19 protein-coding genes and 4 pseudogenes are annotated in these 21,999 nt (G+C 52.2%); 16 read left to right on the plus strand and 7 right to left on the minus strand.

All coding sequences use genetic code 11. The annotated features are described in order from the left end of the window. The first annotated feature begins 60 nt into the window (after nt 1-60). From L1889_RS05525 to L1889_RS05535, 3 genes and pseudogenes are all read left to right on the plus strand, one after another. Nucleotides 61-1,661 (plus strand): annotated as a pseudogene (locus L1889_RS05525) (ABC-F family ATPase). A 12-nt stretch (nt 1,662-1,673) separates the two neighbouring features. Further along, nucleotides 1,674-2,267, plus strand: coding sequence for an IMPACT family protein (locus L1889_RS05530; protein ID WP_238664291.1), 594 nt, complete (start codon nt 1,674-1,676; stop codon nt 2,265-2,267). A gap of 106 nt (nt 2,268-2,373) precedes the next feature. Then, nucleotides 2,374-2,916, plus strand: coding sequence for a DUF2058 domain-containing protein (locus L1889_RS05535; protein WP_238664292.1), 543 nt, complete (start codon nt 2,374-2,376; stop codon nt 2,914-2,916). Between the two features lie 28 nt (nt 2,917-2,944). On the opposite strand, the gene trxA is transcribed toward L1889_RS05535, so the two are convergent. Both trxA and L1889_RS05545 read right to left on the minus strand, forming a co-directional pair. Next, nucleotides 2,945-3,325, minus strand: a complete 381-nt coding sequence (gene trxA / locus L1889_RS05540) for a thioredoxin (RefSeq protein ID WP_238664293.1) — start codon at nt 3,323-3,325, stop codon at nt 2,945-2,947. A gap of 96 nt (nt 3,326-3,421) precedes the next feature. After that, nucleotides 3,422-4,708, minus strand: coding sequence for an NCS2 family permease (locus L1889_RS05545; RefSeq protein WP_238664294.1), 1,287 nt, complete (start codon nt 4,706-4,708; stop codon nt 3,422-3,424). A 231-nt stretch (nt 4,709-4,939) separates the two neighbouring features. On the opposite strand from L1889_RS05545, the gene tsaD reads away from it, so the two are divergent. Further along, a complete protein-coding gene (tsaD, locus tag L1889_RS05550) occupies nt 4,940-5,974 on the plus strand; it encodes a tRNA (adenosine(37)-N6)-threonylcarbamoyltransferase complex transferase subunit TsaD (protein ID WP_238664295.1) in 1,035 nt (344 codons plus the stop codon). 2 nt (nt 5,975-5,976) lie between these two features. Here the strand turns inward: tsaD and plsY are convergent, their stop codons facing one another. Next, the gene (plsY, locus tag L1889_RS05555; RefSeq protein ID WP_238664296.1) at nt 5,977-6,657 is read right to left on the minus strand and encodes a glycerol-3-phosphate 1-O-acyltransferase PlsY; all 681 of its coding nucleotides are present in this window, start codon (nt 6,655-6,657) and stop codon (nt 5,977-5,979) included. Between the two features lie 103 nt (nt 6,658-6,760). Between plsY and surE the strand changes: the two are divergent. The 4 genes and pseudogenes from surE (at nt 6,761) to rlmD (ending at nt 10,680) form a co-directional block, all read left to right on the plus strand. Further along, nucleotides 6,761-7,518 (plus strand): annotated as a pseudogene (surE, locus tag L1889_RS05560) (5'/3'-nucleotidase SurE). Further along, nucleotides 7,502-8,320, plus strand: a complete 819-nt coding sequence (locus tag L1889_RS05565; protein ID WP_238665863.1) for a protein-L-isoaspartate(D-aspartate) O-methyltransferase — start codon at nt 7,502-7,504, stop codon at nt 8,318-8,320. Before surE ends, L1889_RS05565 begins: the two are co-directional and overlap by 17 nt. An 18-nt stretch (nt 8,321-8,338) precedes the next feature. Beyond that, a complete protein-coding gene (locus L1889_RS05570) occupies nt 8,339-9,148 on the plus strand; it encodes a peptidoglycan DD-metalloendopeptidase family protein (protein ID WP_238664297.1) in 810 nt (269 codons plus the stop codon). Between the two features lie 212 nt (nt 9,149-9,360). Next, nucleotides 9,361-10,680: a 23S rRNA (uracil(1939)-C(5))-methyltransferase RlmD gene (gene rlmD, locus L1889_RS05575; RefSeq protein WP_238664298.1), complete on the plus strand. Its 1,320-nt coding sequence runs from the start codon at nt 9,361-9,363 to the stop codon at nt 10,678-10,680. A gap of 96 nt (nt 10,681-10,776) precedes the next feature. Here the strand turns inward: rlmD and argH are convergent, their stop codons facing one another. Next, entirely contained in the window at nt 10,777-12,192 is a 1,416-nt protein-coding gene (argH, locus tag L1889_RS05580) for an argininosuccinate lyase (protein ID WP_238664299.1), read from the minus strand. 149 nt (nt 12,193-12,341) lie between these two features. On the opposite strand from argH, the gene L1889_RS05585 reads away from it, so the two are divergent. The 4 genes and pseudogenes from L1889_RS05585 (at nt 12,342) to L1889_RS05600 (ending at nt 14,942) form a co-directional block, all read left to right on the plus strand. Continuing rightward, nucleotides 12,342-12,548, plus strand: a complete 207-nt coding sequence (locus tag L1889_RS05585; RefSeq protein WP_238664300.1) for a hypothetical protein — start codon at nt 12,342-12,344, stop codon at nt 12,546-12,548. A gap of 11 nt (nt 12,549-12,559) precedes the next feature. After that, on the plus strand, nt 12,560-13,696 hold the full coding sequence (locus L1889_RS05590) for a mechanosensitive ion channel family protein (protein WP_238664301.1): 1,137 nt from the start codon (nt 12,560-12,562) through the stop codon (nt 13,694-13,696). A gap of 50 nt (nt 13,697-13,746) precedes the next feature. Then, nucleotides 13,747-14,085 carry a P-II family nitrogen regulator gene (locus L1889_RS05595; RefSeq protein ID WP_238664302.1) on the plus strand — a complete coding sequence of 113 codons (339 nt, stop codon included), beginning with the start codon at nt 13,747-13,749 and terminating at the stop codon, nt 14,083-14,085. A gap of 54 nt (nt 14,086-14,139) precedes the next feature. Further along, nucleotides 14,140-14,942: pseudogene (locus L1889_RS05600) on the plus strand (aldo/keto reductase). Nucleotides 14,943-15,094: 152 nt separating this feature from the next. On the opposite strand, the gene L1889_RS05605 reads toward L1889_RS05600, so the two are convergent. After that, nucleotides 15,095-15,655 (minus strand): chorismate--pyruvate lyase family protein, encoded by a 561-nt coding sequence (locus L1889_RS05605; RefSeq protein ID WP_238664303.1) that lies wholly within the window; start codon nt 15,653-15,655, stop codon nt 15,095-15,097. Between the two features lie 35 nt (nt 15,656-15,690). On the opposite strand from L1889_RS05605, the gene L1889_RS05610 reads away from it, so the two are divergent. Continuing rightward, entirely contained in the window at nt 15,691-16,422 is a 732-nt protein-coding gene (locus tag L1889_RS05610; protein WP_238665864.1) for a pseudouridine synthase, read from the plus strand. A 113-nt stretch (nt 16,423-16,535) separates the two neighbouring features. Here the strand turns inward: L1889_RS05610 and L1889_RS05615 are convergent, their stop codons facing one another. Beyond that, complete coding sequence (locus L1889_RS05615) at nt 16,536-17,390, minus strand: 23S rRNA (adenine(2030)-N(6))-methyltransferase RlmJ (protein WP_238664304.1); 855 nt, start codon at nt 17,388-17,390, stop codon at nt 16,536-16,538. Between the two features lie 20 nt (nt 17,391-17,410). Next, a complete protein-coding gene (ugpQ, locus tag L1889_RS05620) occupies nt 17,411-18,169 on the minus strand; it encodes a glycerophosphodiester phosphodiesterase (RefSeq protein ID WP_238664305.1) in 759 nt (252 codons plus the stop codon). A 224-nt stretch (nt 18,170-18,393) separates the two neighbouring features. On the opposite strand from ugpQ, the gene L1889_RS05625 reads away from it, so the two are divergent. The 3 genes and pseudogenes from L1889_RS05625 to L1889_RS05635 all read left to right on the plus strand — a co-directional run bounded on the left by L1889_RS05625 (nt 18,394) and on the right by L1889_RS05635 (nt 21,977). After that, nucleotides 18,394-20,355, plus strand: a complete 1,962-nt coding sequence (locus L1889_RS05625; RefSeq protein WP_238664306.1) for a SurA N-terminal domain-containing protein — start codon at nt 18,394-18,396, stop codon at nt 20,353-20,355. A gap of 68 nt (nt 20,356-20,423) precedes the next feature. Beyond that, a pseudogene (locus L1889_RS05630) lies at nt 20,424-21,271 on the plus strand (peptidoglycan DD-metalloendopeptidase family protein). Between the two features lie 19 nt (nt 21,272-21,290). Next, a complete protein-coding gene (locus L1889_RS05635; protein ID WP_238664307.1) occupies nt 21,291-21,977 on the plus strand; it encodes an AzlC family ABC transporter permease in 687 nt (228 codons plus the stop codon). The last annotated feature ends 22 nt before the right edge of the window (nt 21,978-21,999 follow it).

A 21,999-nucleotide genomic window follows, 5' to 3' on the forward strand; every position in this document is an offset into this window, starting at 1 on the left:
TGTCCTGAGCTCTTGCTACACTAGAGGGTTATTCACTACCACACAGAAAGTAACTCTCTCGTGATTTCAACCGCAAATTTAACCATACAGTTTGGTGCCAAACCTTTATTCGAAAACGTCAGTGTCAAATTCGGCGAAGGCAACCGTTACGGCTTAATTGGGGCGAACGGCTCGGGTAAATCAACATTCATGAAAATCATCGGTGGCGACCTGGAGGCCACCGGCGGCAGCGTTGCGCTCGAGCCTGGAGTTCGACTCGGTAAGCTGCGTCAGGATCAATTTGGTTTTGAAGAGTTTCGTGTGCTTGATGTAGTGATGATGGGGCACACTGAAATGTGGGAGACCATGAATGAGCGCGATGCGATTTACGCCGACCTTGAAGCCAGCGAAGACGACTATATGCGCGCTGCAGATCTCGAAACGCGATTTGCCGAATTCGACGGCTACACTGCTGAATCTCGCGCCGGAGAGCTCTTGCTGGGTCTGGAAATTCCTGTAGAGCAGCATGGCGTGCTCATGAGTGAAATTGCTCCAGGATGGAAGCTGCGGGTATTGCTGGCACAGGCCCTGTTTTCGAATCCTGACGTATTGCTGCTTGATGAGCCGACCAACAACCTGGACATCAACACAATCCGCTGGCTGGAAGACGTACTCAATGGCTATCAGAGCACCATGATTATTATTAGTCATGACCGTCACTTTCTGAACCAGGTATGTACGCATATGGCCGATCTTGACTACCGTGAGCTACGTGTCTATCCGGGCAACTACGATGATTACATGCTGGCATCCAGCCAGGCACGCGAGCGCCTGATGAATGCCAATGCCAAGGCCAAAGAACGCATTGGCGAACTCCAGGATTTCGTACGCCGATTTTCGGCGAATAAATCAAAGGCGCGCCAGGCCACCTCACGTATCAAGCAAATTGGGCGTATCAAGGCAGAAACGGTCGAGGTCAAGCCATCATCGCGACAAAATCCATTTATTCGCTTCGAGCAGGCCAAGCCGCTGCACCGTCTGGCTGTCAAGGTCGAAGGCCTGTCCAAAGCCTACGACAGACCGATCATCAGTAATTTGAATCTTTCAGTCGAAGCGGGCGAGCGTATTGCCATAGTGGGAGCAAACGGGGTGGGTAAAACCACGTTGCTGCGTCTGCTGCAAGGTAATCTGGCTCCAGACAGTGGTACCGTTGTCTGGGCTGAAAATGCTGATGTTGGCTACATGGCTCAAGATGTCTCTGACCAGTTTACAGAAAAGCTGAACCTCTTTGACTGGTTGGGCAACCATCGTCAGACCGGTGATGACGATCAGGCATTGCGCTCAGTATTAGGACGCTTGCTGTTTTCCGCTGATGACATTACAAAAATGACGAATGTGTTGTCGGGTGGAGAAAAAATCGTCTTACTTTTGGTAGTCTGATGCTCGGCCGCCATAACGTGCTCCTGCTAGATGAACCCACCAACCACTTGGACATGGAGTCCATCGAATCGCTGCAATTTGCTCTTGAAAAATACCAGGGTACTTTGGTGTTCGTCTCCCATGACCGTGAGTTCGTTTCCGGTGTTGCCAGCCGCATTCTTGAGGTTCTGCCTAACGGGAAAGTCGAAGACTTCATTGGCAACTACGACGATTACCTCGCCTACCGTGGCGTTGAAGCGTAGTAGCCGGAGTCTATGCGTTACACCTTAAACGGATTCACCCAGTACGAAGAGGATATCAAGCGTAGCCGGTTTCTTGCGCTGGCGGGTCCGGCGCAGGATGCCAGCACGGCTCTGGACTTTGTCGCGCAGTATAGCGAGCCCGATGCGACCCACAATTGTTGGGCGTATCGCGTGCTCGATAATTATCGTTTTAACGATGATGGCGAACCTGGTGGCACAGCCGGACGTCCGATCATGCAGGCCATTGATGGTCAAGAGTGTGATCAGGTCGTTGTGCTGGTGATCCGTTGGTTTGGCGGTGTCAAGCTAGGGACGGGTGGGTTAATCCGCGCATATGGGGGCGTGGCGGCACAATGCCTTCGGCTAGCTGATAAAAGCGAACTCGTTGATGAAACCGAAATTCGTTGCCACTGCCCCTACACCGATATTGACCTGTTACGCTCGCGTCTGGTGCAGTTTCAAGGGCGCGTGGCCGACGAGGAGTTTGGTATAGAAGGGGTTGTGTGGCGCATCATAGTACCTTCGAGCCAGGCTGATGATTTACGCACCAGCTTCACCAATTTGACGCGTGGACAAGTCCGGTTTTTTGATCCGGATAGCCCATAAGCAGGCCGCACCACTGCTGCGACTTGATGTCGTACAGATCATCACTCAGCCCCTTGATCTGCTGTGGCAGTGGCGCCCCGAATAAACGAATTACGGAGTAACCTATATGGTATCGTTGCAAGAGCAGCTTTTGAAAGCGGGTCTGGTCGACAAAAATAAAGCCAAACGGGCCAAGCAGGATAAGAGCAAGCAGAAGAAGGTCGAGCGCCGAACCGGCACGCAAAGTACTAATGAGGCGAGGTTGGCCGCGCTCGAAACGCAACAAAAGAATCTCGAGCGGACTCGTGAGCTCAATGCTCAGCGTGTTGCAGCCGCCAACCAAAAGGCGATTGCTGCTCAAATTGCCCAGATGGTACAGCAGAGTCGCCAGAGTAAGGGCGCTGGCGACATCGCTTACAATTTTGCCCACGGTAAGACGATCGAACGGCTGTATGTGTCGGCTGCAGTCCAGGCACATTTAATCGCGGGGCGACTCGTGATTATCCGTCTTGGCAGCGCGACCGAACTAGTGCCCAGAATAGTCGCAGACAAAATTGCCGAGCGTGATCCTTCGGTCGTCGTCCGGGTAAATAAGACCGACACCGATACCAATACCGATGAGAATGATCCGTATGCGGCGTTTCAGATCCCGGACGACTTTATGTGGTAGCTTTGCCAGCATGCCGCTGACGCTTGGGCTAGGCTTCGGGTGAGCTTTTGCTTTGTTCGGCGGCAATTTCAGCGTGCACCTGTTCCATATCCACACCTTTTACCTGCTCCACCAGCTCTTCCAGCTGTGATTCGGACAAGGCGCCAGAGTGTGAGAACAGCAGAACTTTTTCACGAAATACCATAATGGTAGGAATAGAGCGGATGCGCAGGGCTGAGGATAGCTCTTCCTCTTCTTCGGTATTTACTTTGGCAAAACTAATGTCGTCGTGCTTGGCAGCTACGCTTTCAAAGGTAGGTGCAAATTGACGGCACGGTCCGCACCACGGAGCCCAGAAGTCGATGATAAGAGGTTTATCACCTTCTACAGCCGCTTGAAATGTGCCTTCAGTTAGGTCGATTGTGCTCATTTGGTGAGTCCCCGATGAAAAAAAGCGGCTTAATAAAGCCGCTTGGGTTTTTAACTGTATCGCGTTTCTAGTGTAACGCGTTTTGAGAGTCTTGCCTTATTCGAATGCGTACTTGGCAACGAATAGTAGGGCGACGATGACAGTAGCAGGATGTAGATCACGGAAGCGGCCAGTTATGAGCTTAATGGCGACATAACTGATGAAGCCAAAAGCGAGGCCGTTAGCGATAGAGTAGGTAAACGGCATAGCCAAGGCTGTGAGGGCAGCAGGGGCGGCTTCGGTAACGTCTGCCCATTCGATCTCAGAGACCTCACGCAGCATCAAACCGGCAACATAGAGCAGGGCAGGCGCTGTTGCATAGCTGGGCACCACGCCTGCCAGGGGTGAGAAGAACAAAGCCAGTAGGAAAAATATTCCAATCGTGAGGGCGGTAAGTCCGGTACGGCCTCCGGCCTGAACCCCCGAAGCGCTTTCTACGTAAGCAGTGGTGCTGCTAGTACCGATCAGGGAACCAGTTACGATGGCGGTGCTGTCAGCGAACAAGGCGCGGCCTAAACGATTGGGTTTGCCTTCTTCAATAAGCTTCGCCCGTTTGGCCACACCGATCATGGTGCCGGTCGCATCGAACACTTCGACCAATACCAGAACCAAAATGACATGAGCCAGACCCATGCTCAACGCACCCATGATGTCTAGCTGCAGGAAGGTGGGTGCCAAGCTGGGAGGCATGGATACGATGCCTTGAAACTCTGAGTGCCCAATGAAGATAGACAGCAGCGTAACGACCAGGATGCCGATTAAAATGGCGCCACGCACTCTTAGTGCATCCAGGGAGGCGATAATTAAAAAGCCGAGAATGGCGTATAGGGCCTGATGTGAAGTCAAGTCGCCCAGCCCCACGTTGGTGGCGGGATTGGAGACCACGATCTGGCTGCTGGTCAAGGCGATAAGGCCCAGAAACAGGCCGATACCCGCGGCAATAGCAGATTGTAACGACCGGGGAATCCCTTGCACGATCCAGCTGCGCACGCCTGAGACGGTCAAGATCAAAAATATCACACCAGAGATAAAGACCGCACCCAGGGCCTGTTGCCATGTGTAGCCCATGGCTGCGACGACGGTAAAGGCAAAAAAGGCGTTTAGCCCCATGCCCGGAGCCATGCCAATGGGCCAATTCGCTACGAAGGCCATGACAAAGGTGCCTACTACTGCAGCCAGGCAGGTGGCCACAAAAATAGCGTCACGATCCATACCTGTGGTGGACAGAATGTCCGGGTTGACGAAAATAATATAGGACATGGTCAGGAAGGTGGTGAAACCCGCCAAAATCTCGGTCTTTACATCGGTACCGTGCTCGCTTAGCTTGAAAAATCGCTCAAACATAAGGCTCCCCTGGATGTGTTGTTGTAGGGCTTAAGAGGGTGCAGCTCTTAAAATGTAGATGGGATTCTATTACCTTTACAGTGAAGTAGCCATCAGTGAAATTCTCCTTGTGACATCTGTCTTGAAATGAGGGTGGCCTTCGGGATCAACGATACAGCCCTGCTACATCACTGCTCTAATCGTCGTTACGGAAGCCATGCCTGAACCAGCCTTTCGCGTTAAACTGTGGGCATGATTATTATTGGTTATGAAAGCTCGTGCGACGAAACCGGAGTGGCTGTGGTTTGCACTGAGCGCGGGCTAATTGCGCACGCATTACACAGTCAAATTGCCATGCACCAGGAATATGGAGGCGTGGTCCCCGAACTCGCCTCCCGCGACCATATCCGTCGTGTATTACCCTTGACAAAACAGGTGCTCGCCGAGGCAGGGATGGCTTTGTCCGATGTCGATGCCGTGGCGTTCACGGCGGGGCCAGGGCTGGCAGGTGCCTTGCTGGTCGGGGCCAGCGTGGCTCGCTCTATCGCCTGGGCGCTCGATTTGCCCGCCATTCCCATTCATCATCTTGAAGGCCATCTGCTCTCGCCTCTGCTTGATACACCGGCGCCCGAGTTTCCTTTTGTGGCCTTGCTGGTATCTGGAGGACATACGCAAATCATGCGTGTTGACGGAGTAGGCCAGTACGAGCTGCTCGGCGAAACGCTTGATGACGCCGCTGGCGAAGCCTTTGATAAAAGTGCGAAGCTAATGGGTTTGGGTTACCCAGGCGGTCCGGCTCTGTCGAAGATGGCACAGTCTGGTACACCAGGGGCCATCGTGTTGCCCAGGCCCATGAAGCACAGCAAAGACCTGGACTTTAGTTTTAGCGGCTTGAAAACAGCCGTATTAACCAAATTACGTGCCCTGCAGGCCGAGCAGGGAACCGTTTCTCAACAAAGCCTGGCTGATCTGGCGGCAGGCACCGAAGCGGCCATTGTCGATGTGCTGGCCACCAAGGCCATACGGGCCCTTAAGCAAACGGGCTTAAAACGTTTGGTGGTGGCCGGAGGTGTTGGAGCCAACATCCCTTTACGAGAACATCTGCTCAGTGAGGCGTCTGCCTTGGGGGCGAAGGTATTCTTCCCGCCTATAGAACTGTGTACTGACAACGGTGCAATGATTGCCTTCGCTGCAGCCTTAAGAGCCCGGGCCGGTTTGTTGCCGGTCCAGCTGAAAAACCCCAGCTTTACTGTCCGGCCACGATGGGATTTACACGAGATCTCGTAGCTTTAGCGATTTAGAGCTTGAAGACGGACAGCGGCCTTATTTTTTTTGGCGCCGACTTTGGACTCTTTGCCCTGTAGCAAACGACTGATATTGGCCCGGTGTCGAAGTAGTAAAATGATGCTTATCAAGACCAGGCACAGGGCTGTTCCTGGGTTCAAGGGCCAAATGGCATTGGCTCCGAATATATAATAGATAGGAGTAAACACCGCCGCGACAATAGCCGAAAGCGATGAATAACGGCCAAGGTAAAAGACGATGGCCCATGTCAGGGCGGTGGCCACGCCCAGTATGGGCTGTAAGGCCAACAACGCCCCCAGTGCTGTGGCGACGCCCTTGCCGCCCTTGAAGTGAAGCGTAAAGGGATATACATGTCCTAAAAACACGCTCAGTGCCGAGAGGCCTGAAAGAGCGGGATCCAGCCCCCAGTGCGTAACGGCTACTTTTGTCAGGCTGACAGCCACCACGCCTTTCAAGGTATCACCGAGCAGTGTGAGCGCCGCCGCCTTCTTGTTTCCGCTGCGCAAGACATTGGTCGCACCGGGGTTTTTGGATCCGAAGCTGCGAGGGTCGTCAAGGCCCATGAGCTTGCTGACAATGACGGCAAACGGGATGGAACCCAACACATATGATGCGCCAGCTACGATGACGGCGATGATTGCTATAGCGAAAAGTGAACTGACCATGACGGCTCCGAAGGCAAGAGTCGCGATTCTACCTATTTGCGTTCAAAACAACAAAGCATACAGGTACAATTGGGCTGCATTTTGATAATTATTTGGTTTATAAATGAAAATTCTAGTTTCTAACGATGATGGTTATAACGCAGAGGGAGTCGAAGCCCTGCACGCAGCCTTGGAGGGCCTGGGTGAGCTAACCGTGATTGCTCCAGAAACTAACTGTAGCGCATCATCCAACTCGTTAACGCTGAATCGGCCGCTATTTGTCCGGCAGGCACCTAACGGATTTTATTACGTCAATGGCACTCCGTCTGATTGCGTCCACATAGCCTTGACAGGGTTGCTTGATTTCAGGCCTGACCTGATTGTTTCAGGTATCAACAACGGCGCCAACATGGGGGACGACACCCTTTACTCTGGTACTGTGGCCGCCGCTATGGAAGGTCATTTGTTCGGAATTCCTGCCATTGCATTTTCGCTGGTAGAAAAAGGGTGGCAGCATTTGGAGACGGCTGCACAAGTCGCACGAGACATTGTCGAGCGATATGCCAGTCAACCTTTAGCCGCTGGTACATTACTGAATGTTAATATTCCGAATATACCGTACGATTGCATAACCGGGACACGAGTGACCCGGCTCGGTAAAAGACATCCGTCCGAACCTGTCATAAAAAGCGCAACCCCTCCGGCGATCCCATTTATTGGATTGGTCCTGTAGGCAAGGTTCAGGATGCAGCCAGTGATACCGATTTTGGGGCTTTAAGCGAACGGGCTGTATCGGTAACGCCACTGCGTTTTGACTTGACGAGTTATGACGATATTAGCCGACTGCATAGCTGGATTAATCATGATGAAGCGTACAAATAATCGTTTTAGCTGGACTGACGGTACTACCAATCGATTTGGCCGTTCCCGGCTGGGAAGCGGCTTGACGACTTCAAACAGCAATGCCCGCGTTGTGCAGCCTGGCAAACTTAAGCCAGAGCAGGCGTCCGCGGCGGAGACAACGTTAAGAAGCGTTAATTTAGGTTTGAATTCCGAGCGTTCGCGTGGCATGATGATCGAGCGTTTACGTCGTCAGGGTATAGACGACGAGCGTGTGCTGCAAGCGATGATGGCCGTTCCACGTCATGTGTTCATTGACGAAGGGCTGGCCAGCAGGGCTTACGAAGACGATGCCTTACCCATAGGTCATGGGCAAACGATTTCGCAACCGTGGGTAGTGGCGCGTATGATTTCCATGCTGTGTCAGCGTCAGGTTCCGGCCAAGGTTCTCGAAGTTGGAGCAGGTTGCGGATACCAGGCTGCCGTGTTGGCTCAATTGGCAAGCGAGGTCTACGCAATAGAACGTATCCAGGGGCTTTATGATCTGGCCAGCAAAAAAATGCGCGAACTTCGGCTTTCCAGCCGAGTCAGGCTCAGTCATGCCGATGGCATGGAAGGCTTACCGCATATCGCTCCGTTCGAGGCAATTATTGTTGCAGCAGCAGGTATTACAATTCCCAAGGCGTTGCTTGAACAACTGGTGGTGGGTGGCCGTTTAATCGCGCCCGAAGGTTCGACAACGCAACGATTAATATTAATAGAGCGTACAGGCACAGCGTCGTGGCATCGCGAAGAGCTGGATGCGGTGCGCTTTGTTCCATTACGACCCGGTACTCAGATTTAAGATTCTCAGGAGAGCCCTATGCAGCATTTAGGCAAATCGTTGTCACCAGCTGCTCGCGATTTTAGATTTCGTCCTTTATTAGCCAGCGTTGCTGCCGTAGCTGTGCTGTTGGTGGGCTGCGCCAGCCGCACCGACCACGCACCTATTGTTGATGGTACGTCCGGTGCTCCCACATCGGCTTCTGCAGCTCAGGGCAGCTATGTGGTGCAATCCGGCGATACGCTCTATAAAATTGCGCAAATGCACAACATGAGCGTGGCGACGTTAATCAGCATCAACAATATCACTGATCCGTCACAGTTACGGGTTGGACAGAGCCTGACTCTGGACGGTAGCGAAAGCCCCGCCGGTCCGACTGTAGCGGTTATTCCCCCGCTAGTCTCAACGACCCCTGCCACTCCCGAACCACTGACTCCTGTGCAGAGCGAACAGCCTACCAGTGCACCACGCGCAAGTGATGCCAGCCTGATTTCCTGGGGTTGGCCCGCAAGCGGCAAAGTCATCCAGAGCTTTAATGCCAACACCAAAGGCATTGATCTTGCAGGCGCGGTGGGCGATGCCATTAATGCAGCGGCCGACGGCAAGGTTATGTATGCCGGAAATGGCGTTAGAGGCCTTGGTAACCTGATTTTGCTCGGGCACAGCAACGGTTTTATCACTGCTTATGCGCATAACGATTCGCTGTCAGTGAAAACGGGCGATGAAGTCAAGAAAGGCCAGCGTATTGCAGCGTTGGGGCAAACCGACACGACGTCGCCGCGCCTGCATTTTGAAGTGCGCCGCCGTGGTACGCCAGTGAACCCGCTTTCTTATTTGCCAGAACGCTAGCGTAGACTCGGGCAGGCCTGCGAGCCTTAAGCAACGTTCTGAATGCGTCGCCAGGATTAGCTCCTTGCGGCGCATTTTTTATTCTCTTTCATTTAGACGGCAGCGGCTGTCCCTTGCTAAACTTAGCGACTTTCTTTTTGTTTTGCGGCGCTGTGCCAATAGCTGTGCCTGGTAGTGCTGCACGGCTGGATTTCCTAAGCAATGGTTTAACAATGACATATTTACTTGAAATTGAATCTCTCGATATCGAAGGGCGTGGAGTCGGCCATCACGAAGGCAAAGTTGTTTTTGTGGATCGAGTGCTTCCAGGTGAGACTGCCCTTGTGGAAACCGTGCGAAGTAAAGCCTCTTACGACAAGGCTCGTGTAGTGAGGCTGGTAACCCGTTCTACGCAGCGGCTAGAGCCTCCCTGTCCTAGCTTCGAGCTCTGTGGCGGGTGCGTGATGCAGCACCTGCAGCCAGGCGCTCAGGTGGCCGTAAAACAGCGCGTGCTTGAAGATGCGTTGCATCATATCGGCGGGGTGAAAGCGCAAACGATATTGCCAGCCATGCATGGCCCATACTGGGGCTATAGGTACAGGGCACGTTTTTCTGCGCGCCTGGTAAATAAAAAAGGCGGCATGCTGGTGGGTTTCAGGGAACGCAGCAGCCGCTATGTGGCCGACATGCACGAGTGCCTGATACTGCCGCCTCACGTGTCGGCGCTACTGACTCCATTGCGTGGCCTGATTGAAGGGCTGTCCACGCCCGACCGTATTCCTCAAATTGAAGTCGCCGTGGGCGAGGACTGTACCGCGCTTGTATTGCGGCACTTGAATCCGTTGACATCCGATGACATCGCAGCTCTGCACCGATTTGCCGAAGCGCATTCAGTGATCTGGTGGCTGCAGCCTAAAGGGCCCGAAACCATGCACCCGCTTAATCGCGAGGATGCCGACCGTCTTTATTATGACTTGCCAGAGTATGGCTTGCGCATGCCCTTCAAGCCAGCCGATTTTACCCAGGTGAATCCCGACATTAATCGGGCACTTATTCAGCGTGCCCTGACATTGCTCGCGGTTCAGGCCGGAGAGCGTGTGGCCGATTTGTTCTGCGGACTCGGAAACTTCAGTTTGCCGATTGCCAGAACAGCAGCGACAGTAGTGGGCATAGAAGGTAGCGCGAGCCTGACTGAACGTGCCGGTGAAGCGGCGTTGGCTCATGGCTTGCAAGACAAGGCGAGTTTTGGCACGCTTAACCTGTTTGAAGTTGACGTGAACTGGCTGCGCGAGCTGGGTTACTTTGATCGTATCCTGATTGATCCACCCCGTGATGGCGCATTTGCGGTGGCCAAAGCGTTGGTTGAACTCACACCTGCCGAGCGGCCCAAACGCATTGTGTATGTGTCGTGCAACCCTGCCAGCCTGGCCCGCGATGCTGGCGTACTGGTAAGCCCAGGTGCCTACAGGCTTTCAAGTGCTGGTGTCATTAATATGTTTCCGCATACTGGCCATGTAGAATCAATAGCCGTATTTGATGCATGCGAGGCCTGAGAAGCAATCCTAGCTAGCGCTATGTTCCAATGAAAAAGCGGCTTCAGTCAGCGTGACCTGAAGCCGCTTTTTGGCTGTTACTGTCTATGCGGACTATTAAGGCGTGTCAAGAATGCGTTGTGCTTCTATACGTACGCGTTCGGGGGCGGTGCCACCTATGTGCTTGCGCGCGCTTACCGACCCCTCAAGGGTCAGTACAGCGAAAATATCGTCCTCGATAGACGCGTGGAAGGCCTGTAGTTCAGAAAGGCTTAAATCAGCCAGATCACATCCTTTTTCTTCGCAGCGTCGTACGGCAAGGGCCACGGTTTCGTGTGCATCGCGAAACGGCAAGCCTTTCTTGACCAGGTAGTCGGCAAGATCAGTAGCAGTGGCAAAGCCTTGCAGTGCGGCTTCACGCATGGCATCGGCCTTGACGGTAATTCCTGAAACCATATCGACAAAAATAGTCAGGGTATCGCGGATGGTATCAGCGGCATCAAACAAGCCTTCCTTGTCTTCCTGATTGTCTTTGTTATAGGCCAGTGGCTGACCCTTCATTAAGGTAAGCAGCGCGATAAGGTGGCCGTTGACGCGCCCGGTTTTCCCGCGGGCTAGTTCAGGTACATCGGGATTTTTCTTTTGTGGCATGATCGAGCTGCCAGTGCAAAAACGGTCGGCGATATCGATGAAGCCAATACGTGGGCTTACCCATAGCACCAGCTCTTCGGACAGGCGCGAAATATGCGTCATGATGAGAGCAGAGGCTGCGCAGAATTCGATGGCGAAGTCGCGGTCGGAGACGGCATCCAGCGAATTACGGCACACGTCGTCAAAACCAAGCAGCGTTGCCACCTGTTCGCGATCGATGGGGAAGCTGGTTCCTGCCAGGGCGGCTGCGCCCAGAGGCAAGCGGTTAACACGCTTGCGACAGTCGACCAGGCGCTCGGCGTCGCGTCCGAACATTTCAGCGTAGGCAAGCAGGTGATGCCCGAAAGTGACGGGCTGGGCGACCTGCAGATGAGTAAAGCCGGGCATGATGGTGGCGGCGTGCTCAAGGGCTAAGGTAGCCAGGGCGCGACGCAACTGATTGAGCAGGTCAATAGCCGTATCGATTTCAGCCCGCAGCCACAAGCGGATATCGGTGGCAACCTGATCATTGCGAGAGCGTCCGGTGTGCAGGCGCTTGCCGGCATCACCAATAAGTTCCACCAGGCGCTTTTCGATATTTAGATGTACATCTTCCAAGTCTAATAACCATTCGAACTGCTCGTTCTGAATTTCGACTATGACTTGATCCATGCCACGCCGGATGTCAGCCAGGTCGGCATCAGTGATCACCCCTACAGTAGCGAGCATCGCGGCGTGGGCCAAGGATCCCTGAATGTCATAGAGGGCCAGACGCTTGTCAAAGCTTACCGAGGCGGTGTAGCGCTTTACCAGGTCAGAGACAGGCTCTGAAAAACGGGCCGACCATGCTTGGGATTTATTGGCAAATTGATCTTGACTGGCAGTGTTGGAGTTGTTGGACATAAAGATAATGAATAGAGATTAGTGGCATTGAGCAGCGCACGGCTCAATCTATATTTAAGCTATATTAGACGGTTGTTCTCAACCTAATAGCAAGTGCGACGTCGAAATCACGGCTAAAATGGCAGCGAACGCAGCATTGATAGAAGAAAATGGATAACAATACTTTTTTGGGCGACTGGATCGACACCAACCTGTTCGTACGATATTTGCCCGAGGTCTGGATGCAGATTGTGGCTGGTGTCTTAGTGCTGGCGGTGCTTTATCGCCTGACTAGCTGGCTGGTCTCGTACGGATTCAGCGGCGTGATCCGGCGTACGCTGGTGGCCGGGGGAAACCACACTGGGTGGAACCGCTGAAAAAGCACAAGGTGATCCATTATATAAGTAACGCTGTACCGCTGTTCGTAATTGCGGCCAATTTAGGCTTGTTGCCACTTGGCTCCGAACTGGCTGAGGGCATAGGACGTCTTCTGGCTGTTGTTGCCTTGCTCTATGTGGTGCTTACATTAAGCGCATTGCTGTCCAGCCTTCAGGATATCTATGCGCTGAGTTCGAGAGGCCGTACCCGATCGATCAAGAGCTATGTTGAAGTGGCTCGAGGCTGTGTCTGGGCACTGGCGCTGGTTGTGGCGATTTCACTGATGTTCGACCGATCCCCCTTTCTGATGCTTTCCGGACTGGGGGCGATCTCAGCAGTATTGCTGCTGGTCTTTAAAGACACCTTGCTGTCCATGGTGGCAAGTGCCCAGATTGGTAGTAACGATATGCTGCGTATCGGTGATTGGGTAGAAATGCCGCAGGCCAATGCAGATGGCTTTGTTATTGATATCGCCCTGCATACGGTCAAGATTCAGAACTTTGATAAAACCGTGACTACGGTTCCTACCTATAAGCTGTTTTCTGAAAGCTATAGAAACTGGCGCCATATGTTTGAGTCCGGCGGCAGGCGTATCAAGCGTACCTTGCGTATTGATGCGTCGTCAGTGCGCTTTCTGACAGAGGCTGAAATAGACGGGTTGCGGCGCTTTGCCTTGCTGCACGATTACCTCGATGAAAAACAGAATGAACTGGACGAAAGCAATCGCGAGCTTCGTGACCCGGCCATCGACCCGGTCAATCTGCGCCGCTTGAGCAACATAGGAACCTTCCGGGCTTATGCCATGCGATACCTGCAACAGAAAAAAGGCGTGCATCAAGATATGTTGATGATGGTTCGCATGATGGAACCTGGCTCTGATGGCATACCAATTGAAATCTACTGTTTTAGCGACGACACGGCATGGGTCAATTACGAACAAGTCCAGGGAGACATTTTCGATCACTTTCTATCGATATTGCCAGAAATGGGACTGCGCTTATATCAGGCGCCATCGGGAAGCGATTTACAATCAGCTTTTGGCTACCCGGCTCAGTTGTCTCATGTCCCTGAGTTTGAGAAATTCCCGGCTCAGGATAAAACCGCAGCCAGTACCCAAGCCGATGCAAAACAGGATTTGCGTGCCTGACGTTTTTTGTACGCGCGCCTTGCCATACCTTTTTTCTTACCGTAAAAACAATGAAACAAATTACAGCAATTATCAAACCATTCAAACTGGACGAGGTACGCGAGGTATTAGGCGAACTGGACGTCAATGGTTTAACCGTTACTGAGGTTAAAGGATTTGGGCGTCAAAAAGGCCATACTGAACTCTATCGTGGTGCCGAGTATGTGGTTGATTTTCTACCTAAAATTCGTGTCGACGTGGTGGTGCCTGCCGAACGCTGTGACTGCATCATCGAAGCTATTGTCAACGCTGCTCACACTGGAAAGATCGGTGATGGCAAGATTTTTGTCACTAACGTAGAGCAGGTTATACGGATCCGGACGGGCGAAATTGGCCGTTCGGCCTTGTAATCAGGAGCCATCATGAACGCACGCTATTTCCTGGATTATGAAAAACCGGTTTCAATGATAGGGCAGGGTTCCTGGTATATTGATGCCGCCGATAAAAGGGAAGCCATCTACGCGCTACAGCAGGGCATAGACGCAGGCTTAAGCCACATTGACACAGCAGAAATGTACGGAGATGGCGAGGCTGAACTGATGGTTGGCGAGGCGATAAGGGGGCGGCGTTCCGATGTTTTTCTTGTGTCCAAGGTGCTGCCTTCCAATGCCAGTTACGAGGCAACTCTTGCTGCCTGCAATGCCAGCTTGCAGCGTCTGGGCACTGACTACCTCGATTCCTATCTGCTGCATTGGCGTGGCTCCATTCCCTTGCTTGAAACCATAGATGCCTTGGAACACCTGTGCCAGACCGGAAAGATCAGAACCTGGGGGTAAGCAATTTCGATGTCTCAGACCTTGAGGAAGCCCTGGCCATAGCAGGTCCAGGACGTATCGCCTGTAACCAGGTCTTGTATCATCTTGAAGAACGCAGCATCGAGCACGAGATCATACCGTGGTGCGCTAGAAATGAGATTAAGATAGTGGCGTATAGCCCCTTTGGCCATGATCAGTTTCCCTGGGAGGGGAGTTCAGAAGGCGAAGCCTTAGCCGAAATTGCTTACCATCACGAAGTTAGCATCCGCCAGGTTGCCTTGGCGTATTTGTGCCGTCATGATCATGTACTGGCTATTCCTAAATCAGCCAGGTCCGAGCATACACTGGATAACGCACAGGCGCTGTCGCTGCAGTTAAGTGCTGACGATATTGCGAGCATTAGCGATAGCTTTCCGCTACAAGAGAATCCGGGTTATCTACCCATGATCTAAGCTGCCGAAAGAGCAGTGTCTGCAAGAAAGAAAAAGCAGACTGCTCATCATTTAAATAATGCAACTAACGGAAGTAAACTTTTTAACCCATAAGTACTACCGTTACACCCGGTTTACAACTATGTGGGGCCGGGGCAGATTAGCAGCCGTTCTTACACGAAATGATCCCAAAATGCAGGCGCAAAACACTCCATAACGATCAAGGGCTCGCCACCACGTAGAAAACGGGATGCACGAACCAAATACTCACCTTCAGGGACGGAAGCAATATCGAATGCGGTATGGCAAAGTCGGGTTAAATGGCTACTTTTGCTGGCATCTACATGGAAAAAATTAGAACGGGTTACACGAGAGTCTGAATATAGCAAATCAGCAAGTGGGCGGCTGGATAGCCCCCGAATTCGGGCCCATTCGCCCTGCGACGCAGGTAGAGGGCACAGGCTGCGTGCTGCGACAGCAGGAATATCATTCAGACTCATGACAATTTCCCGAACCCAGAGCCGGCATGGAGACGAGGGTGAGCCAACCATCCAGCTTTCGCTGGAATCAGATGCCGCTTCATATTCGTCAAGAACTTCCAGGTGCAGTTCACCTAAAGTGCGTAGACCATCGGTCAGCGCATTAGGCCGGACTAACCAGTGCTTTTGAGCATCAGTCAGACCATTGAGAAAGTCAGTAGACCAAGAGGAGTCAGTTGGGGGAATTAATTCCATAGTGTGTTGCGCAATGAAGCCGTAAAATGGCGGTTATGGATACTATACGAATTTCTAAATTAATGTCGGAACGCGGCATGTGTTCACGCCGGGAAGCGGATGCTTTTATCGAGCGTGGCTGGGTACGGGTAAACGGCAAAGTTGCCGAGCTAGGGCAAAAAGCAACGTCCGATGCAAAAATTGTACTGGATAAAGTAGCACAAAAGAGACAAACCGAACGAGCAACCATTATTCTTCATAAGCCTATAGGCTATGTGTCAGGACAGGCTGAGAAAGGCTACCGCAACGCCGCTTCTTTAATTCAGGCCTCTACTCAATACCGTGGTGGCCTATCGGGACAACCGCGCTTTAATCCTGCACATTTGCGTGGTTTGGCACCTGCAGGTCGATTGGATATTGATTCGCAAGGGTTATTGGTACTGACGCAAGATGGCCGAATTGCCCGCCAGCTTATAGGCGAAGATTCGGATCTTGATAAAGAATATCTGGTGCGCGTCAGTGGCAATCTTGAAGAGCGCGGTCTGGCTTTATTGCGCCACGGTTTAAGCCTGGACGGCAAACCCTTGTTACCCGCCGAGGTTCGCTGGCAAAATACCGACCAGCTGCATATTGTGCTGCGCGAAGGTAAAAAGCGTCAGATTCGCCGCATGTGCGAAGCGGTTGGCGTTAAGGTTATTGGTTTAAAGCGAGTACGCATGGGCAATGTAGTGCTCGGTGATCTTCCTCAAGGAAAATGGCGCTACCTTAAGCCCGGTGAGCACTTCTAAGGCTCATGGCAATACACGTGAAAAATTCCTGATATCGATGAACTGGGCGCAAAGGGCTGGACACTCATCCAGCCTTTTGCGCCCAGTTCAGAACCGATTTACTGTTTATGTGGTTAGCCTTGGTGTTCTTTTAACCTGAACGTGGCCTTGTCATCTTGTGCAAGGGTGGTTTTTAGCCAGGGTAGGGTGGTTTTTAACTCGGTAGCAAGGGTCCACGGTGGATTAATAATAAACATGGAGCTTCCATGTAGCCCGAAACCATCACTGGATGGCTCCTTGACTTGCAAACTGGCCTGCAGCCACGAAACCTGAAGTTTTTCGAGTTGGCGTTGCAGGTTTTTTACTTCCTGACGCTGTACCAAGGGGTACCAAAGAATGAAGCAGCATTGCGCAAAGCGTTTTAATGCGGCCTCTATGCTGTCTATGGCCTTTTTATAGTCGCTTTTAGCTTCATAAGAGGGGTCCATCATCACAATGCCGCGTCTGGAAACTGGTGGCAGAAAACGTGAAGTCCCATGGAAGCCATCGTCGTTATGGGTTTTTACCCGTCTGTTAGGCCGAGCGAAGAGCTGGGAAATGTTCTGGTTTAACGCAGGGAATTCAGTGGGGTGCAGTTCGAAGCCATGAAAGCTGTCTTGAGCGCGCATAGAAGTTAACGCTAACCAGGGTGAGCCAGGATAATAATGGGCATTGCCATCGGGATTGAGCTCAGCCACGGCTTCCAGGTATCGAGCAATCATCGGCGGTGGCCGTTCGGCTTCAATTACCAGGTCTAAGCCTTGTTCGCACTCGCCTTTGGTTTGTGCCCACTCACCATCAAGGTCATAGAGACCGGCGCCCGCATGGGTATCAATGACGGTATAGGGTGCTTCTTTACGGCCATAATAATCAAGTATGTGCAGGTAAATAGCGTGTTTTAAAACGTCGGCGTGATTGCCGGCATGGAAAGCGTGTCTATAACTGAACAAAATATATTCCTCTGCACAGACTACTGTGCGAAATCAGGAGGGACCGCATGAATGGCGTCGGTAATTACACTGTGGCACCCCCATTGGAGTAATTCCCGGATGCGGTCGGGCTCGTTTGCCGTCCAGACGCACACGGCATAACCCTCGGCAGTGATAGCGCGCACTGTGTCAGCGCTGGCATATTTGTTATTTAAATTTATGCTGCTACAGTTAAGGTCTGCTGCGACAGTAAGCCAGTCGGTTGGCAGTTCGTTGTCAATGAGCCAGGCGCGTGGCATCTCGGGGGCCGCCAGGCGTGCAGCTTTCAGGGCAATGGTTGAAAATGACGAGAGCAGCGGGGGCAATGTAGCCTCTTGCCAAAGTTTCGCGGCGAGCCTGGCTATGTGTGCACCGGTTTCGGCTTCGCGCCCTGTGGTGGGCTTAATTTCGATATTGCTGTGGATGTTGTTTGAAATGGTGAATCGCGCCACGCCATTTAAGGTTAAAATGGGTTCTGCAATAAATGCGGGGCTGTGCCAGCTTCCGAAATCCAGTTCCATCAATTCAGCCAAGGTGTGTTCACCGGCCAGGCCTGTGCCTGTCGACGTCCGGTCCAGCGTATCGTCGTGCAGTAAAATGGCCACGCCATCCTTACTTAATTTCACGTCGTATTCGAACATTGTATAGCCGCACTTTGCGCCTTCGCGCATAGCAGCCAAGGTGTTTTCGGGCGCGTGTTTTCCGGCACCGCGATGGGCAATTAATGCCGGGTACTTCCAGGAAGATATGACTGGGTTCATGAGACAGTATTGTAAAAAATGAAAGACGAGTAAAACTCCAGTAGAATTAGCCATATTTTACTCATCCAGAGAGGCAGTGCGGGCACCGCATACTGAAGTGTAGTGTTACACTGCCTGAAATTTTAGGCCTTAATCGGGTTTGTTGCAGAGGGTGGCGTGCTAACGCCGTTTTTTGTTTAAGAGCGAGCCGTTAAGCCATCGAAGCACGCGAGAGTAGGTGTTTAATGTTCAATTTTATCCGTTCGCATCAACGCTTTATGCAGGTGGTGCTACTTATTTTGATTTTGCCGTCATTTGTATTGATTGGCGTAAGTAGCTACACCAACTTCACTGCCAACGACAATGAGCTCGTTAAAATCGGTGACACGGCGTTAACCGAACAAGAGTTTGACCGGGCTCGTCGTAATCAGCTCGATAATCTGCAACGCCAATATGAAGGTGCCTTTGACCCATCCGTTGTCAATACGCCTGAAGCCCGCCGTGCCTTGATCGATTCGCTAATCGATCGTCGCGTGTTGATTCAGGTCGCCACCGGCGAAGGCTTTAGTGTTTCCGATGCAGCCCTTCGTAACCAGATTGCTTCCATGCCTGAACTGCAAGTCGACGGTGTGTTTTCCCCCGAACGCTACAATCAAATATTGCTGTCATCAGGTATTAGCGTCAAAGATTTTGAGCAGTCTCAACGTGCCGAACTTTCAGTATCCCGTGTTTTAGGGCCTGTAAGCGATACCGTTCAGTTACCCAAACAGGTTCTGGCTGCGCTTGAAGATGCGTTAACCACTACCCGTACCGTGCAGCTGCTTAATTTCAATACGCTTAAGTATGCGGACGACGCCAATATAAGCACTGAAGATATACAAGCTTGGTACGAGGGACATCACGACGATCTTCGCTTGCCGCAGTACGTAGATGTCGACTACATTTTGCTTGATGAAGCTGCTGCCGTTGCCAGTGTGCCGGCGGTTGACGAAGCGCAGCTCCAGCAGTATTACGAGCAAAATCGTACGCGCTTTGTTTCTCCTGCTCGTGTGCAGCTTAGTCATATATTATTCGCCACAAAGGCGGGTGACTCAGACGAAGAGCGTGATGCGATCCGTGTTAAAGCGCGTGAGACTCAAAGGCAGGTCAAGGCTGATCCCCAAGAGTTCGCTGCAATCGCCCAGGCTGAGTCCGATGACAAGGGCAGTTCGCGCGACGGCGGAAGCCTAGGCTGGGTCACTAAAGGCTCCTGGCCCGCAGTGCTTGAAGACGGTATTTTTGCACTTGCTAAAGGTGATGTGTCTGACGTCATCGAAGGCCCCGACGGTTTTCATATTTTTAAGGCCGACGACTATGTCGCTGAAAGTGGGCCTTCATTTGCTGAAATCAAAGACGAGGTTGAAGCCGAGGTCCGACAACAGTTGGCTGCTGATCGCTTTGCAGAAATGGCCACCCAATTGACCAATCTGGTTTATGAAAACTCTGACTCCTTGAATGCGGCAGCGGATGCATTGGGGCTGACGATTCGTCATGCCAAAGGTGTGTCCCGCGAAGGCGTATTAGCTGCCGACGATGTAGGAGAGGGCGCAGCGGCTACCTCCGAAGACGCCCAGGATCTCAGCGAGGCGAGTGTCCGACGGGCACTGTTCAGTTCCCAGTCTATTGCCCAGCGTCAGAATGCAGGCGTAATTGAACTCGCTTCCGACAAGCTGATTGCCTTGCGCGCCTCCGAGGTTCACGAGTCCCAGTTGCCCGAACTCGATAAAGTCAAAGGTAGAATCGTTGCTGTGCTGACGCAAGAGGCGGCGGCCAGGAAAGCAGTGGAAGAGGGAGAAGCTACCTTAGCCGAACTACAGAAAAATCCAGAGAGCGAGGCTGACTTCACTGAGATTCAGTCAGTTAATCGTCTGGATAATGCAGGTCTGGATAAGAACGCAGTTGATGCGATTATGGCTCTGTCGCTAGAAACTCTTCCCGCCTATGTAGGCATCAAGAACGAAACAGGCTACACGATTGCGAAAGTCGTAGGCGAAGAGCATGGGCAGGTAGATCCGGCACTAATGGGTTTCATTTCGCAGCAGCTACAGCAACTGTGGGCAGACGCAGAAGAACAAGCTACGCTTAAAGCACTGCGAGACTCCCTCAGCGTTAATGAGCTTCCAGCTCTGCAGCGGGTAATAGAAACCGGCGACGACACTGAAATCTAAGCACAACGTGTTCTCTTCTCAACCCCACTGGACTGAATTGGTGCAGTGGGGTTTTTTGGATGATCATCATGATTCGTAAAATAATCACGTTTTTCTTGAGCCTGCTGATGTTTCTTAGCGTGGGCGCGTATGCCGAGCCCAGTGGCTATATCGCCCGTAAACTTGATTACCCTGTACCGGGTGGGGTCGCTGTGGTGCCCCTGCCAGGGACGGACTCGCTGATGGATCCTACTGCGACCTACCTTGGCAACCCCGTCCTTGTAGTGAAAGACAGTAATGAGCAATGGATTGCAATTGTAGGAATAGATTTAAAAGCTAAGCCAGGTGAGCATGTTGTCACCAGTCATGGGGGCAGAAGCTGGCATTCACCGTTCGAGCAAAGAAATACAAAGAGCAGCACATCAGCTTAAAAAACCAACAGTACGTCACGCCCAGTGCGGCACAGCAAGCGCGCTATAAGCGAGAGTATGACGAGCAAATTGCTGCTTATCAGAACTTTGCTCCCGGTGTGCCGGGCAATGTTTTGTTTGAGGCCCCTGTCAAAGGGCGTTTCTCCAGTCCCTTTGGTTTGAAGCGTTTTTTTAACGGTGAAGAGAGAAATGCGCATTCCGGTCTGGATATTGCCGCTTCGGCCGGAACACCTATTGCCGCGCCCGCCAATGGTGTTGTCACAATCGTGGCCGATTACTTTTTTAACGGCAAGACCGTATTCATAGATCACGGTCAAGGTTTAGTTACGATGTATTGTCACTTGTCCAGCAGCAGCGTGGCTGTGGGAGACACAGTGAAGCGCGGAGATATCATTGCCAAGGTAGGTGCCACTGGCCGTGCCACAGGGCCCCATCTGCATTGGAACGTCAGCCTGAATAATACGCGAGTCGATCCGGCCATCTTTATCGGCGCATTCCAGCCATAAGCCTTATTGTAGACATGATATGACAGCCGGTTTTGTTCGGGGTTTGCGAGACAGCCTTTCGATTGCCATAGGTTATGTTCCAGTAGCCATCTCGTTTGGTCTGGCAGCTATTCACGCTGATATAGCGCCTTTTATGGCTGTCTTGTTTTCGCTGATGATCTATGCGGGTGCCAGCCAGTTTATTCTGGTTGCACTTATCGCCCAGCAGACCTGGTTTCTGAGCGTGGTCGCCATAATCTGCCTAATGAATCTCAGACATCTTTTTTATGGCCCGGCTTTGCTTAAAGCGGCGGTACCAGTCAATCGCCGCTATCCCTTGGTATTTTGGGCTGCGGGTCTGACAGACGAGGTTTTCGCGGCCGCGATTGGACGTTTTTCCCAACAGCCTGATCACGAGAAGGAGGGTTGGTATCTGGGTCTGCAGCTGGGCGCTTATCTTTCTTGGGTTGGTGGTACCGCCATCGGAGCCTATTTTGGAGCAGACTGGCTAGGTCGCTCGGCGGTGCTGGATCAAAGTTTGGGCTTTGTGTTGCCCGCACTGTTTTTTGCCTTATTACTGGAAATAGCGCCCGCTGTACCCAGAGTGGTGCTAGTTACTTCTATGGCTGCAGCTGCAATTGCTTTGGCTTGGCTACCGGCTTACGTTGCCATTATTGTCGGCATGCTGGCTGGTGGCGTTGCTTCTGTTGCGTTGACAAAAAAATGAGTACATACCAATTAGCTGCTAT

The sequence above is a fragment of the Paenalcaligenes niemegkensis genome (assembly GCF_022230885.1).
In the GTDB taxonomy this organism is placed as follows: Bacteria; Pseudomonadota; Gammaproteobacteria; order Burkholderiales; family Burkholderiaceae_B; genus Paenalcaligenes; species Paenalcaligenes niemegkensis.

What these genes read in the sequence shown, in the direction of transcription:
- L1889_RS05625 (WP_238664306.1), top strand. Translation starts at nt 18,394, where the DNA reads ATGTTCAATTTTATCCGTTCGCATCAACGCTTTATGCAGGTGGTGCTA.
- rlmD (WP_238664298.1), top strand. Translation starts at nt 9,361, where the DNA reads ATGACATATTTACTTGAAATTGAATCTCTCGATATCGAAGGGCGTGGA.
- trxA (WP_238664293.1), bottom strand. Translation starts at nt 3,325, where the DNA reads ATGAGCACAATCGACCTAACTGAAGGCACATTTCAAGCGGCTGTAGAA.
- L1889_RS05530 (WP_238664291.1), top strand. Translation starts at nt 1,674, where the DNA reads ATGCGTTACACCTTAAACGGATTCACCCAGTACGAAGAGGATATCAAG.
- L1889_RS05535 (WP_238664292.1), top strand. Translation starts at nt 2,374, where the DNA reads ATGGTATCGTTGCAAGAGCAGCTTTTGAAAGCGGGTCTGGTCGACAAA.
- ugpQ (WP_238664305.1), bottom strand. Translation starts at nt 18,169, where the DNA reads ATGAACCCAGTCATATCTTCCTGGAAGTACCCGGCATTAATTGCCCAT.
- L1889_RS05565 (WP_238665863.1), top strand. Translation starts at nt 7,502, where the DNA reads ATGAAGCGTACAAATAATCGTTTTAGCTGGACTGACGGTACTACCAAT.
- L1889_RS05545 (WP_238664294.1), bottom strand. Translation starts at nt 4,708, where the DNA reads ATGTTTGAGCGATTTTTCAAGCTAAGCGAGCACGGTACCGATGTAAAG.
- L1889_RS05635 (WP_238664307.1), top strand. Translation starts at nt 21,291, where the DNA reads ATGACAGCCGGTTTTGTTCGGGGTTTGCGAGACAGCCTTTCGATTGCC.
- L1889_RS05570 (WP_238664297.1), top strand. Translation starts at nt 8,339, where the DNA reads ATGCAGCATTTAGGCAAATCGTTGTCACCAGCTGCTCGCGATTTTAGA.
- argH (WP_238664299.1), bottom strand. Translation starts at nt 12,192, where the DNA reads ATGTCCAACAACTCCAACACTGCCAGTCAAGATCAATTTGCCAATAAA.
- L1889_RS05605 (WP_238664303.1), bottom strand. Translation starts at nt 15,655, where the DNA reads ATGGAATTAATTCCCCCAACTGACTCCTCTTGGTCTACTGACTTTCTC.
- L1889_RS05595 (WP_238664302.1), top strand. Translation starts at nt 13,747, where the DNA reads ATGAAACAAATTACAGCAATTATCAAACCATTCAAACTGGACGAGGTA.
- plsY (WP_238664296.1), bottom strand. Translation starts at nt 6,657, where the DNA reads ATGGTCAGTTCACTTTTCGCTATAGCAATCATCGCCGTCATCGTAGCT.
- tsaD (WP_238664295.1), top strand. Translation starts at nt 4,940, where the DNA reads ATGATTATTATTGGTTATGAAAGCTCGTGCGACGAAACCGGAGTGGCT.
- L1889_RS05585 (WP_238664300.1), top strand. Translation starts at nt 12,342, where the DNA reads ATGGATAACAATACTTTTTTGGGCGACTGGATCGACACCAACCTGTTC.
- L1889_RS05610 (WP_238665864.1), top strand. Translation starts at nt 15,691, where the DNA reads ATGGATACTATACGAATTTCTAAATTAATGTCGGAACGCGGCATGTGT.